General features: G+C 61.0%; 15 protein-coding genes and 1 tRNA gene. 3 read left to right on the top strand and 13 right to left on the bottom strand.

Annotated features, from left to right (window positions below; genetic code table 11):
• Nucleotides 1-1,188, bottom strand: a complete 1,188-nt coding sequence (locus tag EN859_RS17625) for an HlyD family secretion protein (protein WP_127854157.1) — start codon at nt 1,186-1,188, stop codon at nt 1-3.
• Nucleotides 1,189-1,322: 134 nt separating this feature from the next.
• On the opposite strand from EN859_RS17625, the gene EN859_RS17620 reads away from it, so the two are divergent.
• Nucleotides 1,323-2,039 (top strand): TetR/AcrR family transcriptional regulator, encoded by a 717-nt coding sequence (locus EN859_RS17620; RefSeq protein WP_127854156.1) that lies wholly within the window; start codon nt 1,323-1,325, stop codon nt 2,037-2,039.
• A gap of 15 nt (nt 2,040-2,054) precedes the next feature.
• On the opposite strand, the gene yihA is transcribed toward EN859_RS17620, so the two are convergent.
• From yihA to rpmH, 5 genes are all read right to left on the bottom strand, one after another.
• A complete protein-coding gene (yihA, locus tag EN859_RS17615) occupies nt 2,055-2,714 on the bottom strand; it encodes a ribosome biogenesis GTP-binding protein YihA/YsxC (protein WP_127854155.1) in 660 nt (219 codons plus the stop codon).
• Nucleotides 2,711-3,349 carry a CatB-related O-acetyltransferase gene (locus tag EN859_RS17610; RefSeq protein WP_127854154.1) on the bottom strand — a complete coding sequence of 213 codons (639 nt, stop codon included), beginning with the start codon at nt 3,347-3,349 and terminating at the stop codon, nt 2,711-2,713. The genes yihA and EN859_RS17610 overlap by 4 nt, the downstream gene beginning before the upstream one ends.
• 530 nt (nt 3,350-3,879) lie before the next feature.
• Nucleotides 3,880-5,694 carry a membrane protein insertase YidC gene (gene yidC, locus EN859_RS17605; protein WP_127854153.1) on the bottom strand — a complete coding sequence of 605 codons (1,815 nt, stop codon included), beginning with the start codon at nt 5,692-5,694 and terminating at the stop codon, nt 3,880-3,882.
• Nucleotides 5,695-5,707: 13 nt separating this feature from the next.
• On the bottom strand, nt 5,708-6,061 hold the full coding sequence (gene rnpA / locus EN859_RS17600; protein ID WP_127854152.1) for a ribonuclease P protein component: 354 nt from the start codon (nt 6,059-6,061) through the stop codon (nt 5,708-5,710).
• A 14-nt stretch (nt 6,062-6,075) separates the two neighbouring features.
• Complete coding sequence (gene rpmH, locus EN859_RS17595) at nt 6,076-6,210, bottom strand: 50S ribosomal protein L34 (RefSeq protein ID WP_008833937.1); 135 nt, start codon at nt 6,208-6,210, stop codon at nt 6,076-6,078.
• Between the two features lie 288 nt (nt 6,211-6,498).
• Between rpmH and EN859_RS17590 the strand changes: the two genes are divergently transcribed.
• Complete coding sequence (locus tag EN859_RS17590) at nt 6,499-7,986, top strand: HAMP domain-containing sensor histidine kinase (RefSeq protein WP_127854151.1); 1,488 nt, start codon at nt 6,499-6,501, stop codon at nt 7,984-7,986.
• A 140-nt stretch (nt 7,987-8,126) separates the two neighbouring features.
• Nucleotides 8,127-8,203, top strand: a tRNA-Arg gene (locus EN859_RS17585).
• A 560-nt stretch (nt 8,204-8,763) separates the two neighbouring features.
• On the opposite strand, the gene EN859_RS17580 is transcribed toward EN859_RS17585, so the two are convergent.
• From EN859_RS17580 to EN859_RS17550, 7 genes are all read right to left on the bottom strand, one after another.
• The gene (locus EN859_RS17580) at nt 8,764-9,090 is read right to left on the bottom strand and encodes a hypothetical protein (protein WP_127854150.1); all 327 of its coding nucleotides are present in this window, start codon (nt 9,088-9,090) and stop codon (nt 8,764-8,766) included.
• Nucleotides 9,091-9,349: 259 nt separating this feature from the next.
• The gene (locus EN859_RS17575; RefSeq protein ID WP_189502040.1) at nt 9,350-11,314 is read right to left on the bottom strand and encodes a DUF4838 domain-containing protein; all 1,965 of its coding nucleotides are present in this window, start codon (nt 11,312-11,314) and stop codon (nt 9,350-9,352) included.
• Nucleotides 11,315-11,557: 243 nt separating this feature from the next.
• Complete coding sequence (locus EN859_RS17570) at nt 11,558-12,310, bottom strand: GGDEF domain-containing protein (RefSeq protein ID WP_127854148.1); 753 nt, start codon at nt 12,308-12,310, stop codon at nt 11,558-11,560.
• A gap of 268 nt (nt 12,311-12,578) precedes the next feature.
• Complete coding sequence (locus tag EN859_RS17565) at nt 12,579-13,271, bottom strand: thermonuclease family protein (RefSeq protein WP_127854147.1); 693 nt, start codon at nt 13,269-13,271, stop codon at nt 12,579-12,581.
• 48 nt (nt 13,272-13,319) lie between these two features.
• Nucleotides 13,320-14,507: an ABC transporter substrate-binding protein gene (locus tag EN859_RS17560; protein WP_127854146.1), complete on the bottom strand. Its 1,188-nt coding sequence runs from the start codon at nt 14,505-14,507 to the stop codon at nt 13,320-13,322.
• A 34-nt stretch (nt 14,508-14,541) separates the two neighbouring features.
• Nucleotides 14,542-14,907 (bottom strand): hypothetical protein, encoded by a 366-nt coding sequence (locus EN859_RS17555; protein ID WP_127854145.1) that lies wholly within the window; start codon nt 14,905-14,907, stop codon nt 14,542-14,544.
• A gap of 59 nt (nt 14,908-14,966) precedes the next feature.
• On the bottom strand, nt 14,967-16,813 hold a 1,847-nt coding region (locus tag EN859_RS17550; protein ID WP_189502038.1), incomplete at its 5' end, for an Ig-like domain-containing protein.

The raw sequence follows: 16,813 nt of genomic DNA, 5'->3' as shown, positions 1-16,813 counted from the left end.
CTACTTCGATGCCGACGCGGAGGGCGCGGTGCGGCTGTCGGCAGCGACGATGACGCTGAGGCCGGCGCGAAGCTTACCTGTCTTCAGCACATCCGCCGGCACATCGATGCGCACCGGGACGCGCTGCACGACCTTGGTGAAATTGCCGGTGGCGTTTTCAGGCGGCAGCAACGAAAACACCGCGCCGGAGGCCGGAGCCAGCGACGAGACGGTGCCTTCGAAATCCTGGCCGTCGATCGCGTCGACCGAAACCCTGACCTTCTCGCCAGGCACCAGCCGGGCCAGCTGCGTCTCCTTGAAGTTGGCGACGATGTACAGCTTGTCCATCGGCACGATCACGGCCAGCTTTTGTCCGGGGCTGATCAGGTCGCCCTGCTCGACGGAGCGGTTGCCGACGACGCCGTCATACGGCGCACGCAGCACGGTGAAGGAAAGATCGCGCACGGCCTTGTCCTTCGCCAGCTGCAGCGACGCCAAGGTGCTTGCCGTTTCCGCGCGCTGTGCTTCGAGCACGCCGATATTGGCCTGTGCCGCGGCGATCTGCGCGTCGGCGCCGGCAAGAGCGGCATTGGCCTGCTCGACCGCGGTCTGGGCGTCATCCAGTTGCGCCTGGGTGCTGACATGTGTCTTGAGCAACTGGGCCGCACGCGTTTCGGCGCGCGCCGCATTGTCGGCCGCGGCCTTGTCGGCGGTCTTCTGCGCCTGCGCCTGCTGAAGCGAGGCACGCGCCGCCGCGGTCTGGGCGTCGATACGGTCGAGCGTCTTGCTCAAGGTGGCGATCTGCGCCTCGGCCTGCGCGACCGCGATCTTGTAGTCGCCGTCATCGACGGTCAGCAGCGGGTCGCCGGCCTTCACCTGCTGGTTCTCGGTCACCTTGACCTGATCGACATAGCCGGAGATCTTCGGCGAAATGAACGCCATGTCGGCCTGGACATAGGCGTCATCGGTTGAGATCATGAAGCGTCCGTCGGTCCAGTAGTCGTAGCCGTACCAGGCGCCCGCGCCCAGCAATCCAAGCGCGATGATGGGCAGCAGCATGGAGCGTACCGAGCGCTTCTTCTTGGCCGGGATCTCGGCAGGCGTGTCGATTGCCGGCGGTGCAGGCACCTTCGGGGCTTCGATTGCCGGCGCGGTCTTGGCACTGGGAAACGGGCGGACTTCGGCTGTGGCGGGCTCGGTCGAGGACATGGTATCTCTCTTTAGGAGAAGCTGTTATACTGAACCGTTCGGTTCGATGTGGACATTGACTTAGCGCGAAAAGAGGCCCATATCAAGGGGGAATCGAACCGATCGGTTCGAATTATTTGCGAGGTGTGATTCCTATGGCCGAACCGTTACCCAACGCCGACAAGGACCAGTGCGATTTGCTGGACGGCCTTCGTCGCGGCCGCCCTGCGGCGGGACAGGACCCGGTCAAGCGCAGCCAGATCATCGAGGGCGCGCGTCGCGTGTTCATCGACAAGGGCTTCGAAGCGGCGTCGATGAACGACATCACCCGCGAGGCCGGCGTCTCCAAGGGCACGATCTATGTCTACTTCGCCAACAAGGAAGAGCTGTTCGAGGCGCTGATCGAAGAAGAGCGCGGAACGATCTTCAAGAACATGTACGAAGTGCTCGAGCAGACCGGCGACCTTCGGGCGACGCTGGTGCGGTTCGGCACAGCGCTTTCGGCCAAGATCACGTCGGCCAAGGTCATTCTGGCGCAACGCACGGTGATCGGCGCGTCGGAGAGAATTCCCGAACTTGGCGCACGGTTTTACGAGCGCGGCCCAAAACGCGGCCACGACAAGGTCATGGCTTTTCTCAACCTCGCCGTCGAACGCGGCCTGCTGGAGATCGCCGATGTCGACCTTGCCGCCTATCAGCTGACGGAATTGTCCCTGGCCGGCCTTTTCAGACAATGCATATTCGCCTATCGCACCGAAGCTCCCAGCAAGGCCGAGATCGAACATGTGGTCAGATCGGGGGTCGATGTTTTCCTGAAGGCCTACGGCACCAAAAAGCTTGCTGCCGAAGAAGAGGCATCGAACGCTGCCTGACCCGCAACGTCGCGCTTAGCCGCCATTGGCCGCCAGCACGATCGCGGCGCGAAGCTCTTCCAGGCCCTCGCTCTTTTCCGACGACGTGGCGAGAACGGACGGAAATGCAGCCGGCCGCTTCTTGATTTTCGCCAGCGTTTCCTCGATCAGCCGTGGCACGCCGGCCGCCTTGATCTTGTCGGTCTTGGTCAGCACGATCTGGTAGGACATCGCCGCCTTGTCGAGCAGCGACAGCACCTCGTCATCCTTGGCCTTGACGCCGTGGCGGGCGTCGATCAGCACATAGACGCGCTTCAGCGTGACGCGGCCCTTGAGATAGTCGAAGACAAGCTTCGTCCAGTCGTCGACCTTCTCCTTCGGCGCGCTGGCGTAGCCATAGCCGGGCATATCGACCAGCGCCAATGGCGGCAGGTCGGCGCCTTCGCCGGAAAACCCGTCCGGCACGAAATAGTTGAGCTCCTGCGTCCGCCCTGGTGTGTTGGAGGTGCGCGCCAGCCCATTCTGATTGACGAGCGCGTTGATCAGCGACGACTTGCCGACGTTCGAGCGGCCGGCAAAGGCGATCTCCGGCGGCCCCTCGGGCGGCAGGAACTTCATCGCCGGCACCCCGCGGATGAAGATCCACGCCCGCGTGAACAATTCGGCACCGATCACAGTCTTGTTCAATGCGTTCAAACCGCTGCCTCCAGCAGAGAAATGTCGGCGCCACGAATGGCGTTGAGGTTGCGGCTGATCTTTTCGACCGGCCAATCCCACCAGGCCACCGCCAGAAGCCGCCTGATCGTTATGTCGTCGAAACGCATCTTCACCACCCTGGCCGCATTGCCGGCGGCGATCGCGTAGGACGGCACGTCGTGGGTCACCACCGACTTCGCCGCGACAATGGCGCCGTGGCCGATCTCGACGCCGGGCAGGATAACCGCTTCCATGCCGATCCATACATCATTGCCGACCACCGTGTCGCCGCGTAATTCCTTCGACCATGTCTTCGGGTCGAAACCCTTTTCCCAGCCATGGCCGAAGATGTTGAACGGATAGGTCGAAAAGCCCGACATGGCATGATTGGCGCCGTTCATGATGAAGCGCGCGCCCTCGGCGATGGCGCAGAACTTGCCGATGATCAGCCTGTCGCCGATGAACGAATAATGATGCAGCACGCATTTTTCGGCGAATTTGTCGGGCCCGTCCGGATCGTCATAATAGGTGAAGTCGCCGACCTCGATGTTCGGCGCCGCGACCAACGCTTTGAGGAAGCCAACGCGCGTGTGCATCGGGATCGGGTGCTTGATGTTGGGGTTGGGTCCGATCATGGTCTGGCTCCGTCAAATCCGATGGCAGGCAAGGCCAAATTAGCGCGATCCGCCGGGCAGCACCAACGGCACGCGGAACGGATCGTCCTTACCGCCCTTCATCTCGGCGGATCATTCCTGAAAAGAAACGGAGCTTATAGGGACGGGCTGCGGCTGCGTCCACCCGCGCCGGCATTTGCCTGCAGGGCTGCGGTCAATTGCCGAATGCCGATTGTACGGGTTGAGACAACCGGGGTCCTGTGGAAGTCCTGCAGGACCCCGGTCTGCCGGAACGGCCTCCCAAACACCGGTGCCTGTGCACCGGAAGCCGTCACCTTGGCAAAGTATCTTCCGAAGCGAAAACGCGACCGACGCGAAAATCCATGGCCTCGTCCTCGCAAGGCCGAAGTTCACGCTGCCGGACGAGCAGCCATGCAGTTACGGCGCGCAGCACCTCAAAGTTTCACCTGACGGTCGCAATCCCCGGCAACAAAAAACCCCGGATGAACCGGGGCTTCTTGAATTCGGTGTGGATGGATCGGGGGCGCCGCCTATTCCGCCGGCGACGGTTTCTTGCGGAACAGTGCCGCCAGATTGTCCCACAATTCGATTTTGGCGCCCTGGCGCTTCATGATCACGCCCTGCTGGAGGATCGACAGGGTGTTGTTCCAGGCCCAGTAGATGACCAGGCCGGCAGGAAAACCCGCCATCATGAAGGTGAAAATGACAGGCATCCAGGTGAAGATTGCCGCTTGCGTCGGATCCGGCGGCGTCGGGTTCATGCGCATCTGCAGGAACATGGTGACACCCATGATCAGCGGCCAGATGCCGATATGCAGCAATGCCGGCGCGGCGAAGGGAAGCAGGCCGAACAGGTTGAACAGCGAGGTCGGGTCTGGTGCCGCCAGATCCTGGATCCAGCCGAAGAACGGTGCGTGCCGCATCTCGATGGTGATGTAGAGCACCTTGTAGAGCGAGAAGAAGACCGGGATTTGCAGCGCCACCGGCCAGCAGCCGGCGAGCGGATTGATCTTCTCGGTCTTGTAGAGCTCCATCATCGCCTGCTGCTGCTTCATTTTGTCGTCCGCGTATTTCTCGCGGATCTCAAGCATCTTCGGCTGCACCTTCTTCATGTTCGCCATCGACGCATAGGACTTGTTGGCCAGCGGGAAGAAGATGGCCTTGACGATGACGGTGGTGGCAAGGATGGCCAGGCCGAAATTGCCGAAGAATTTATAGAGCGTGTCGATCAGCCAGAACATCGGCTTGGTGATGAAGTGGAACCAGCCCCAGTCGATCAGCAGGTCGAACCTCTCGATGTCGCGATCCTTTGCATAGGCATTGATCGTCCCGACTTCCTTGGCACCGGCGAAGACGAGCGACTCCACCGTCGCCGACTGGCCGGCATCGACCGAGATCGGGTCGGTCAGGAAGTCGGACTGGTAGCGATGGCGGCCATCCTCGAAATAGGCGTACCGCGGCTGGAACGGCTGCTTCTCGGTCGGCACCAGCGTCACCGCCCAATATTTGTCGGTGATACCCAGCCAGCCGTTGGTCGATTTGCCGGGCGTATACTGCTTGTCCTTTTCGATGGACGAGTACTTGTGTTCCTGCAGCCCGTCCGCCCCGGTGAAGCCGATCAGGCCCTCGTGCAGCACATAGGTGCTGGCAACGGCCGGCTTGTCGAAGCGGGTGACACGGCCATAGTTGGACAGCGAGACGGCAGCGGTCCCCGAATTCTGCACCGTATCGGAAACCGTGAACATGTACTGGCTGTCGACCGAGAAGGTGCGCTTGAAGGCCAGGCCCTTGTCGTTGGCGTAGGTCAGCGTGACCGGCGTCGCCGGCGTCAGCGTCGCATTGCCGTCGACGCTCCATACCGTCTCCGGACCAGGCACCGTGCCGGTCTTGTCGTTGCCGACGAAGCCGATCTCGGCATAGTAGCCGTTGGGCAGTGCCGACGGGTTAAGCAGTTCGATCTCGGGCGAATTCTTGCCGACCGTCAGGGTGTAGTGCTTGAGCCGGAGGTCGTCGAGACGAGCGCCGGTGAGGTTGATCGAACCCGACAGGCTCGGCGTGTCGATCTTGACGCGCGTGCTCGCCGCAAGCGCCTGCTCGCGGCCGGCCGGCGTCGTGCCGTCGCTGCCCGGCGCATTCGGAATGGCACCTTGCTGCGGCGCTGGCGTTGCGTTGCCGGCGGGATTGGCGGGCTCAGCCGCCTTCTTCTGTTCTTCCACCCGCTGCTGTTCGATGCGGGCTGCCTCGCGCTGGCTTTCGACGCGCGGGTTCATGTAGAACACCTGCCACAGCGTCAGGATCAGCACCGACAGCGCGATGGTGATGAAGAAGTTCCGGTTGTTTTCCATCGAAGCCCTTGGCCTATCGTGTTCCGCGCAGTCGGCGGGAGAGTTCGGCCTTCAACTGGCCGAACGGAATGGTAAGCACGTCTTCGCGCCCGACGATGACATAATCATTGCCAGGCTCCATGTCACCCGCCGCATGCGTACGGACGGCTTCTCTCAGCCGCCGCCGGATGCGGTTGCGGGCAACCGCATTGCCGACCTTTTTGGTAACGGTGTAGCCGACGCGCGGCGACAGGCCATCGCCGCGGTCGAGAACCTCAACGAGAAAAAGCCGCCCGCGGCGCTTTTCGCCACGGCGGACGGCAAGGAATTCGGCGCGCTTCAGAAGCCGCTTGGGATTTGGTCCCACTGGCTTTCCGGTTGCGGGCAACAATCTCGTTCCGTTCAGGCGCTGAGCCGCTTGCGGCCGCGGTTGCGGCGGGCTGCGACAACACCGCGACCACCCTTGGTGGCCATGCGGGCACGGAAACCATGCCGACGCTTGCGGACGAGTTTGGACGGTTGGTAGGTACGCTTCATTTGTTTTAATACCGCGGCGTGCGGCCCTTCTTGATTCTGTCACTCTGTAACAGGAGCTTTGCTGGGCCGGCTTAGGCGCGATCGAAACCGCGCCGGGACGAATGGCCCGAGCGTGTGCGGGCTTATAGAAAGAAGGATTTTGGAAGTCAATCCAGCGCTGTCGGGCCGGCGCTGTTCTGGCCGATCGCCACGGTCTTGCGGGTCTGCCGCCGTGCGACGAAGGATGAAATTGGCAAAAAAGCCGTAATCGCCTAATCTTGCCGATCAAGTGTTTGTGAAGACTGCAGCATGAGTGAAGTCCCATCCACGGATGAAAACGCCGGCTCGGCGAAAACCGCCGCCCGCACGGTGCCGCTGGCGCGTGGCCTGTCGACGAAGCTGCTGCTGCTCACCATCGTCTTCGTGCTGCTGGCCGAGGTCCTGATCTTCCTGCCCTGGATTGCTAGCTACCGGCTGAGCTGGCTGAAGGAAAGGCTGAACACGGCTGCGGCCGTATCGATCGTTCTGCTGCAAGGCGAACCCGCATCGCTCTCGCGCGCCGCCCAGAACGACGTGCTGATGGCGATCGGCGCCAAGGCGATCGCCGTGCGCGATGGCGGCGTTTCGCGGCTTCTGGTCGTGGCCGATATGCCGCCAAAGGTCGACTCGCATATCGATATCGCCCGTACCGGCATGATCAAGGGCATGACCGGCGCGTTGGACACTTTGTTTTTCGGCGGCAAGCGGATGCTGCGTGTTTTCGGACCGGTCGGCGACAGCGACAAGGAATTCGAGCTGATCATGCCCGATGAGAGCCTGCGCAATGCCATGCTGATCTATTCGCGCAATGTCGCCTTCGTCTCGCTGCTGATCTCGCTGTTCACCGCCATGCTGGTCTATGCCGCGATAGACCTGATCATGATCGGCCCGATCAGGACGATGACGCGCTCGATGCTGTCCTTCTCCGAGGCGCCCGACGACCCCGGGCGGATCATCCAACCGGCCGCTCGCGCGGACGAGATCGGCGTCGCCGAGCGCGAGCTGTCGCTGATGCAGGAACGGTTGCAGAAGATGCTGTCCGAGCAGAAGCATCTCGCCGACCTTGGCCTCGCGGTATCGAAGATCAACCACGACATGCGCAACATCCTTGCCTCGGCGCAGCTGATGTCGGACCGTCTGCGCCAGGTCCGCGACCCGACGGTGCAGACTTTCGCGCCGAAACTGCTGCGCGCGCTCGATCGTGCCGTGTCCTACTCGGAAGGCGTACTTGCCTATGGCCGCACCCAGGAGCCGCCGCCCTCGCGCCGCAGGCTGAGGCTGCGCCAACTGATCGACGACGTCGAAGGCTTGCTCGACATCGAAGACGGCATCGAGTTCGTCAATGCCGTCGATACCGCGTTCGAGGTGGATGCCGATTCCGACCAGCTGTTCCGCGTGCTCACCAACCTTTGTCGCAACGCCGTGCAGGCGATGGCGGCAGATACCGAGAGCGCCCTAGTGCGCCGACTGGCCGTGTCGGCCGAACGCATGGGCAGCGTCAGCCGCATCGTCGTCACCGATACCGGCCCCGGCCTGCCGCCGAAAGCGCGCGATAACCTGTTCGCGGCGTTTCGCGGTTCGGCTCGCAGCGGCGGCACCGGCCTTGGCCTTGCCATCGCCCATGAGCTGATTCGCGCCCACGGCGGCAACGTGGAGCTGGTCGAATCGATTGGCGGCCGCACCACATTCGCAGTCACCATTCCCGACCAGCCGGTCCGGCTCGACCAGGCCCGCGGCGGCCTGCGCCGCCCGGCTTGATCTAGACCGCCCGGAACGCCTGCGACAAAACTTTTGCCGGATCGGCTTGCTTTTCGGAAATTCAGTCGCTAGGGAACACGTCACATTCGCGGCCGGCCGTCAGGATCGGATCGCGGGCCATGTTAAGCATGGCCTGTTGCGCGCCCGTAGCTCAGCTGGATAGAGCACCAGACTACGAATCTGGGGGTCAGGAGTTCGAATCTCTTCGGGCGCGCCAATTTTCCACCACTCCGGAACGAAGCTGGGCGCCAAAGTCTGAATCTGACCCTGGCTGTGTGAAAACACATCGCTTCAGACAGCAGACAGAATTCTGTTCTCAAAGGATGCCGTCGAAGGCTCTGAGCAGCATTCGCATCCTCAGTTTGCCTCGGATTGGGAACGACATTCTCTAGGCCGCTACCGGTCATTACCGCTGCACGGCGGCAACGTCGCTAGAGGGTGGTTAGCGGTCAATCAGTCGTCCTTCTCGAACTCCTGCATCGTGATTGTTCGGGGCAGATGGGCCGGCCTCAAAATCCGGATGAACGCGATAAATTGGTTCGAGAACTCCCATGTCGAGTTCCCTGCAAGCATGTGCGAGCGCCCTTGCGAAGGTTTGGAAATGTTCGGGATCGATGCTGCCTTTCAGCTCCGGGCAGCCGCGAAGAGGTGCTTGAGAGCGAGATTGACCCTCTCATCGAACTCGACGGCGGTAGCTCTTTCGATCTCTAGCAAAGTGATCTCCTCACGCGCCTTCGGGCGCATGATAACGGATTGAGCGACTTCCGATATTGGTGGTTACCTGCTGTTTCGTAGTGATTTGAGAAAATCTTCAGTCGACAGACCGCCTGCCAAGGGAAGTCCAAGTTCTCGCATATCCAGCCACATCAGCCCTTGGTTCTGATACTCATCTGACACCAGAATGTCAGCATGGGCATTTTGCATGGCATGAAGAAGTGCTTGAACTTCATCAATACCAAAGCCGTGGAATGCCCGCTTCCTTGATGGAAAAGCGATCTGACAGTCACAACGATAATCGTGATCTCTGGGTACTGGTCGCTGAAATTGGCATACCACTTCCTGCTCACCCACGACAAATGTCCGCGACACAAACGGCTGATCCATTGAAGAGCTGCCTCCGCTAAGCAGCGCACCTTAGCCGTTATGTTAAAGGTCGCAAATGGGTCGGCTCCGGCCGCTCGGCCTTGATCGTTTTAGCGACCGCTCCTGGCGCGAAGCAGTCCCGTACTCGAAACATGATTTTAGAAATCAATAGGCGTAGCAATAACATAGCGGTGCCCAGTTTCATTTCTTCGGGCGCGCCATTTCCGGCGGTCTCGGCGCACGCCGTGTTGGTGGCGGCATTTCCGATCGAGTGGACGTTTCAGTCAGGATCCAGGTCAGGCGTTTCAGCCGCGGGATTCGGAAGGATCCAGCTTTGGCTTTCGACCCACGCGCAGTGATTCATGTTGGAGATCCACGTGCGCTCGTGGGCGCGGCGAAATTCCAGCAATGCGTCCAGCTCCGCCTTGCCGCCCTCATAGGTGGAGCTTGCTTCGCCGAGCGTAAGCTTGCCGGCGGCTTGCGAGCATAGTTTTGCGTGCTCCAGGCCGAGTTGCAGGAACCTCACCCGTTCCGCAGCCTCCGGGTCGGCTGCTGCGGACGACGCGGCTTTGGCGAGCAAGGCTTCACCTGACGCGAAGCATTGGTGCGGATACACCGCCTGCGCCGTTTTCGCCCAGCTTCGCCAGCGGGAAGCCCTATAAGTCTCAAAAATGTCATTGCGATTGGAGCGCCCGTTCGACGTGTATGCCTCCCAATGATCGAAATAGGCTTTGACGTCGTCGGCCGCGGGCCCGAAGGCCGAATAATATTCTGCCAGCAACGCATCGGCCGCCATCCCCGGGTGCGTCTGCAGACGCATCAGCAGGTAAAGGTTTGGCCCCTGCGCCGCCCAATGGCCGGTCAGCGAATCGAAGTCGGTTCCGACCATCCTGTTGCGCGCTGCGTTTTGGAAGTCGTCGGCAAACTGGTGGGCGAATATGTACGGCATGCAATAGCCGTCGAGGAAGTAGTTCGTGCGCATGAAAACCTGCGCGCCGGTGTCTGCCCATCCCCGCCACTGCCTCTTCATCCACTCGTGTTCTTCGTCGCTGCGTGGATAGAACAACGATGATGGGCAAAACCCGATCAGGATGTTCTGGTTCAACTTCACGCCCGATGTCGGCGAGGCGAAGTAGTTGAAATAGGCGTAGCCGACCACGGTTGCGTTCGGATTATCTTTCGCGGCGATCTGCTGTATGGCCAGCCAGGAACGCGCGTACCGGTCCGACACGAACGGCAACTTCGCGATCTTTGACTTCGGCGAAATGAACCTCCGATAGTCGGCAGGCTCGGGGCCGTCCAGCGCCCTGCATACCGCGCACTCACACTGTCCGGGAATGTCATTCTCGACGGCATTGACAAAGCTTGGAAATCGTCCGGACTGCGCGCCGCCGTGCTGGCGCCACTGTGCGACGATCTCTTCCCGGAGACCCGGATTGGAAATGCACATAGAGGAGCGCTTGCCAATTCTTACCGGTCCCCGCTTGCCATTGACCAGCTGGAACCATTCGGGATGCTCTGCGCCGTATTTTTCCCACCACTTGACGAAGGCATGGCCGTAGCTCATCGGCTGCCGGCGTCCCATTCGGTGGCGGCGCAGAAAGACGGCTTGTGCCTTCTTGTATTCATCTGCCGCTGCGGCGGTGAATCCCAATTCCGGATGCGCTTCGCTCGTCATCTTCGCACCGGAGCGAACGTGACGCTGCATGAATTGAGGCGCGACGATGTAGTCAACCGGCGGGACGACGACGGACTTTGCTTTCGGAACAAACGTCCCCAGTTCACCTGGCCACAGCCATCGGACTGCGAGATAACGTTCAAGAAACTCGTATGCGCCGAAAAGGGTGCCGACGGATGTGTCCGTGTCGAGTGGATTGCCGGGGCTGTCGAACCCGGCGATGCACAGATGTCTGCCGACGCTTCGAATGACACAGGTTTCCGGGGTCAATGTCTTGAAGCGGACCCCCGCTTTGCGGGCGAAACGGGTATCTCCCAGAAAAATAAGTCGGTTGCCGCGTTTTGGCGAAACGGCTTTCTCGGTCATGATCGCAGGCCGCAGGCCGGTTGCTTTCTGGATATGCCAGGCGAGCTCCTCGGCAGCGTACTGTACCGATTCTGTTGGCTGATCCGAGGTCACGAGCGTCGCCGCCGGTTTGGCGTCTGCGATTATCATCACGCCGGCGGCAGGTTTGGCGTTCGCCTTCCCTGGATAGGAAATACCTACCCAGGGCAAAAGACCTACCAAGGCTCCCTGAGCAAAAGTCCTACGCGATATCCTTCGCATGCTAGGACCTTTGTTTCTGCATCATCATCGGCGACAATCTGTTTCCGCGATCAGGACACAAGGATGAGGCACCGTTCAGGCGAATTGCACAAGCTCGGAAAATCCCGACGTGGTCACGATCATTTTCGCCATCCTGCATCAAGGCCATTTCTCATGCGGCACTGCGCTCGCCATTTGCCCGTTCCCGGTTCGAGCGGGCGCCCGCTAGCCCTGCACTCGGGAAAATACAAGGCTTTCATCCCGGGGTCCCGACAACCACTGTTCAGCGGTTCGAAACATGTCGTCGAATTCCAGCTCGTGCTCGAACACGACGCCTCCGACACTTACGGCCAGCACGTCCACTGTCCCTTTCGGCGCAAAATAGACTTGCCCCACGCTTGCCCGGATGCGTTCGCCGATTTCCTTGGCATTCTCTTCGGTCGCCCCGGGCAGAAAGACCCCAAACATGGACGTCCCGATGCGTCCGACCAGGTCTTCCTTGCGCACCGATGACTGGATTGTCGACGCTATGAGCCGCAGGGCCTCGTCGCCCCATCCGAGGCCGAAGCGAAGATTGATGGATCGAAGATGCTCGGGATGGATGACCAGGAAGGCGCCGGAGCGTGGACCCTGCTCCGATTGCTTGTTTGCCCTCCGTTCGATCATCGATGTTAATACCGTCCCGTTGAGGCAACCTGTCAGCCTGTCATAGGTCGCCGACCTGTTGAGTTCCTGCCGGTAGCGGCGGGCCTCGATCTGCTTCCAGCCGATCAGCAGGAAAAGCGGCAGGCCGATGATTACGGGCAGAAGCGTGGCGCTGATCACGCTGCGGCCGAATGGCGTCAGCCCCTCGGCGAACAAAAGCAGATAGTTGAGGACGAGCGAAACCCCCAAACTCCCGGCGGTGCCCAGAAAGGTCACCCATGCGACACTCTTCCATGCCTGGGTAGGGGTGGTGTTCGCCATTGGTGTCTTCATGAGCCGATCTCCTGTCAGATGGGCTGGCATAGGGCCGGCAAGTTACAATTTTGGTCGCAAGGAACAATACAATTTGAATGATTCGGCCTAAATGTCTCCAACCAAATGGCCACGCGGACAAAACGGGACTGCCGTGAACAAATTGCGCTTCAACGGTTAATAAACGAAATATTAGTGCTGGCTGAAAACAACTCGCGCCGCTGCCTCTACCTGCAGTTGAACCGGTGTCATGATGACGGTTGCCAACAAGACACAAAAAGCGGGCCGATTACTGAGGCGTACCGAATATACCCATCTCAGCCGCCCTGGCTGTCGCCTCCGACTTGCCGTAGATGCCGCTCGCCAAGGCGGAGGCCCAGCCGTTGGATACGAGCCAGGCGCCGACATCCTGCTTGCCCAACTTGCATGGCGCGGCGATGGCGAAACGGTCGATTTCCGGCGGCTCCAAACATTTCAGCGCGCGCCCGCGCAGCCATGAATTGAAGGCTGCGCGGGCACACTGGCCGCAAGGCCAGGCGACGTCGCGAAACGAACAGGTCTTATCCGGGCCGATGCCCTCGACGCCGCTGATGGCCACCGTCCGTCCCATCGATTCGAAGATGGCGGACGATATCGCCGCGGGCCGGTAGAGGAGCATTTCCCGCCAGCCCCCGAGCATCGGCGTTTTCGGATGCGACGCGAGGCCAAGTTCGCCAAGCGGCGGGCGCGGTTCGATCCGCTGGATTTGTGACACGTCGAGCTGCGACGGTGCGATCAGGTTCTGAGCGATCTTGCGGGCCGACTGTCGTCTTTGTGCATCGTCCGCAACCGGACCGGTTGGGCCCTCGCCGCTGATGTACTGAGCCGGTATAGGAACGGCGCTATCGGCCGGCAACAGCGTCCTTGCGTGCAGGATCAAGAGGCTGCCGGCGACAAGCTCGAGGCCTCCGAGCACAATCGCCGTGCGCCCCGGCCTTGTCATCAGGCGTACGCTGAGTTCGGGCGAGGCTCCAAGGCGGCTTGCCGCTGGTCAGAAACCCGACGTCGATTTGGCAACCAGTTTGAGCGCACCCTTTTCAACCCGATAAAACGGCATCGATCGCTCACTGGATCCGTCGGCGCGAAACCGGAACAAGCCTGTCGATCCGCGAAACCCGCTCGGATTTTCGAGAACCTGTTTGCTGAAGCCGTCAGGTCCAACCGCGCTGGCGATCCCCGCAGTCAGCGCAACCATATCATAGGCGTAGGCGACATTGACGTCGGGCTGGTAGCTGAATGTCGTCTTGAAGCGATCGGCGATCGGTCCCGTTTCGCCCGGGTCGAGCGCGGCGATATAGGCGCCGTCGAACAGCGGATCCATCGGGTGTTCCAGCCAACGGTTTGTCCCCACGAGCGAGGTTGCCTTGCCCGGAATGCCCTTCGACTTCAGCGCGGCAAGGATTGCTGACGGGCTGCCGTCGCCACTGGCGACGATGACGGCCTCGGGTGCGTCCACCAGGGAACCCATGTCGGCAACCGCCTTGGCCCCGCCGTCGGCGACCGAATAGGGCACGGTGACCGCGAGCGTCGCGCCATAGATGCTGAGGGCGTTCGCGACGCGCTTCTCCACGGCGCCGGCATCCGCACCCGCCGCGACAAGCAGCACGAATTTCCTGGCTCCCTTGACGGCGATGGCGGCAGCGCCCGCTGCGGCACTGTCGGCTTCGCTGAGGCGCACGGCGTAAACGCCGGGACCGCCGGCGAAATTGTCGGCAAGCGCCAGCACCGGCGGCCGCTTCGATCCCGACAGTTTGGCGATATGCTGCGCCGCCGGCAGCTCAGTCGGGCCGATGACAACCTTGGTTCCCGACGTTATCGCCTTTACCGTCAGGTCCTTGGCATAGGCGCTGTCCCCCCGCGTGTCCTCGATCGTCAGCGACAGCAGCCGGTTGCCGAGGTCGGTCATGGCAAGCTTGGCCGCATCGAGCATCTTCCGGCCAGTCTCCCCCGCGGGTCCGGGGGCCGACAGCGGCAGCAGCATCGCAACCTTTGTCGAACCGGTGCCGAGCGACTGCGTTGCCTGAAGCGCGAGGGCAGCGGTGCTGGCTTCCTGCCCGTTTGGCGCGACGATGACCGCCTGATCGAGCGCTTCGGATACGCTGCCTTTCGATTGACAGCCCGACAGTGCCGCAGCGGCCGCAAGCGCGATCACCGCAAACAGCTCTTTCCTGGCCATCATCGCCAGCCGGCCTGCGCGTCTTCGGCCTTTTCGGTCAGTTCATGTACTCGACCATGCGATCATGAAAACACTCGCATTTGTTGAGGGTGTCTTCGTCGCGATAGTTCGTCTTCAGATAGCCATAGGCCATGCCGCAGGCGACCTTGGCTTCCGACGCCCAGACGAAGACGGGGCGGGATGAATTGATCCACTCCGGGCTGTTGGCGGCGGCGACCGACTCGTCCATCAGCTTCACCACCTGGGTCCTGAGATCGACGATGTTGTCGGTCAGCACCAGGTTGGACGTGCCGACGGTGCGGCAATAGTCGACCGACCGGCCTTCGATGATGTCGGCGGCCTGGCTGGTCGATCCAACCGCCAGCAACAGCGCCGCACCCAGCAATTTTTCAGTACTTTTCATGATGAGTTCCCCTCTACCGTTCGAATGCATAGCATAGTCATCCGGCCGCGCGCCATGGCCTAGACCACATTTGCCGTGGTCGTGTGCTGGGTTACACCGTCATCGTAAAGCAGCGTAATCGTGTTGGTGACGGGCGTGTTCGTCAGCGTTGCCACGTCGACGAAATTAGCGCCGTTGGCCAACCCGTCGGCGTCGACGCTGAGCGTATTCGTCGCGGAATTGTAGTTCACGAAGTCGCCGACATTGCCGCCTCCGGCGGCAGTGTCGAACAAGGAGGTCAGGTCGATCTTATCGCCCTCGCCACCGACACCGCTATAGTCGGAGATGATGTCTTTGATATCCAACCCGTCAAGCTTGAACGTATCTGCACCGGTGCCGCCGGTCATATTATCCTGGCCGAGACCTCCTATAAGAAGGTCATCGCCGGCGCCGCCGCTGAGGAAATCATTACCTCCCCTGCCGATAATGACGTCATTGCCGCCATTGCCATTGAGATGGTCGATGCCAGACGTTCCGTAGATCTGGTCGGCCAGCGTGGCATCGCCGTTCACCGTGATCCCGGGATCGCCCGGATCGTGGGAGAAGAACTCGAATTTCACACTGCGAGCCTGCCAACTGCCGCCATCGTTGTCGAGATAGGAAAGAGTCCACGCGTCGCCAGCCGTCGGTGGATGCGCGATCAGATAATCTGCAAGCGTCGTGGTTGTGGCTACGCCGCTGCTGTTCAGAAGGAAGACATTATCGTAGTTGACTGTGGCCTTCATCAGTCCAGTGGCCGAGTCGTAGGTCCAACTCTGCTCGAACTTCGCCGCGGTCGTATCGGCTTCGACGACGACAAAGCGGTCGGTGCCGATCCTGATTTCGACCTGCACCTCTTCTTCGCGGTGCGATCCTGCGCTGCTATCACCAAACGCACCCGGATTCTGCTCGTTGAGGGGAATTGGCGTATCAAATGGCGATTTTTGGAAATCGGTGTAGAGGACAACCGTTGAGCCATGAGGATCTGCCAAGATCGCGCTCACCGTCGCCTGTGACAGAGCAAGAGTCTGCGTTTGGTCGTTACCGGAGGTAAGAGGGCTGTTGCCATCGCCCACCTGCGCGGTGTCGCTGGGCAAGCTGGTCGGCGGCACTTCGTGAATGCCGACAGTCTGTGTGACGTGCACGGTGCCGTCATAGACATCCAGCGACAGGTTATTGTTGACCGTGTCGGTCACTGTCGCCGTCGGCCGATAGACCAGGTCGTCCAGCAAATTGATGCCGCCTGACGGATTGTAGAGCACGGTGCCTGCGGTCAGAGCGACATAGGTCACGCCGTTGTAATAGAACGTGCCTGCAGGGATTGTCCCTGTGGCGGTGACGATAAGGTTGTCGCCATCCGCATCCGTCGGGATCGTGACCAGCAGAGGATAGCCGTTGAGATAGCTGGGCGTGCTCAGGGTTTCCTGTGCCGGATCGCTCGACATCCAGTTTTCGGTATTTGCCACAACCGGCGCATCGTTGGTGTTCACTGTCAGCGATACAGTTGCGGTTGATGTATCTCCGTCACCATCCTTGATCGTATAAGTGAAGGAGTCGCCGCCGTTGTATCCGTTCGTCGGCGTATAGGTGAAAGTGCCGTTATTGTTGTAGGTCACTGTGCCGTGGCCCGGCTGGGTAACAGTTACCTGGCCCGCTGCCGGAGAATTGTCCGTATCGACGCCGTCGGCACCGAACGCATCATTGGTCAGCAGGCCGGTGAGAACCGTCGCAGTTGTGATTACCGGCGCCCAGGTGTCGTTGACCGCATTGGGCACGTCGTCGACGATGTCGATGACGATCGCAGCCGGTGCCGACGACGAGGTGCCGTCAAACACGGTGAGCGAGAAGCTGTCGGCCTCGGTGCCCGGGCCGTCCGTCGTCGGGCTGG

This window comes from Mesorhizobium sp. M00.F.Ca.ET.216.01.1.1, assembly GCF_004010325.2.
Classification (GTDB): domain Bacteria; phylum Pseudomonadota; class Alphaproteobacteria; order Rhizobiales; family Rhizobiaceae; genus Mesorhizobium.
Note: the sequence above shows the minus strand (reverse complement) of the source record. Positions and strands in the feature narration are given on the sequence as shown.

What these genes read in the sequence shown, in the direction of transcription:
- EN859_RS17625 (WP_127854157.1), bottom strand. Translation starts at nt 1,188, where the DNA reads ATGTCCTCGACCGAGCCCGCCACAGCCGAAGTCCGCCCGTTTCCCAGT.
- EN859_RS17620 (WP_127854156.1), top strand. Translation starts at nt 1,323, where the DNA reads ATGGCCGAACCGTTACCCAACGCCGACAAGGACCAGTGCGATTTGCTG.
- EN859_RS17610 (WP_127854154.1), bottom strand. Translation starts at nt 3,349, where the DNA reads ATGATCGGACCCAACCCCAACATCAAGCACCCGATCCCGATGCACACG.
- yidC (WP_127854153.1), bottom strand. Translation starts at nt 5,694, where the DNA reads ATGGAAAACAACCGGAACTTCTTCATCACCATCGCGCTGTCGGTGCTG.
- rpmH (WP_008833937.1), bottom strand. Translation starts at nt 6,210, where the DNA reads ATGAAGCGTACCTACCAACCGTCCAAACTCGTCCGCAAGCGTCGGCAT.
- EN859_RS17590 (WP_127854151.1), top strand. Translation starts at nt 6,499, where the DNA reads ATGAGTGAAGTCCCATCCACGGATGAAAACGCCGGCTCGGCGAAAACC.
- EN859_RS17580 (WP_127854150.1), bottom strand. Translation starts at nt 9,090, where the DNA reads ATGGATCAGCCGTTTGTGTCGCGGACATTTGTCGTGGGTGAGCAGGAA.
- EN859_RS17570 (WP_127854148.1), bottom strand. Translation starts at nt 12,310, where the DNA reads ATGAAGACACCAATGGCGAACACCACCCCTACCCAGGCATGGAAGAGT.
- EN859_RS17565 (WP_127854147.1), bottom strand. Translation starts at nt 13,271, where the DNA reads ATGACAAGGCCGGGGCGCACGGCGATTGTGCTCGGAGGCCTCGAGCTT.
- EN859_RS17560 (WP_127854146.1), bottom strand. Translation starts at nt 14,507, where the DNA reads ATGATGGCCAGGAAAGAGCTGTTTGCGGTGATCGCGCTTGCGGCCGCT.
- EN859_RS17555 (WP_127854145.1), bottom strand. Translation starts at nt 14,907, where the DNA reads ATGAAAAGTACTGAAAAATTGCTGGGTGCGGCGCTGTTGCTGGCGGTT.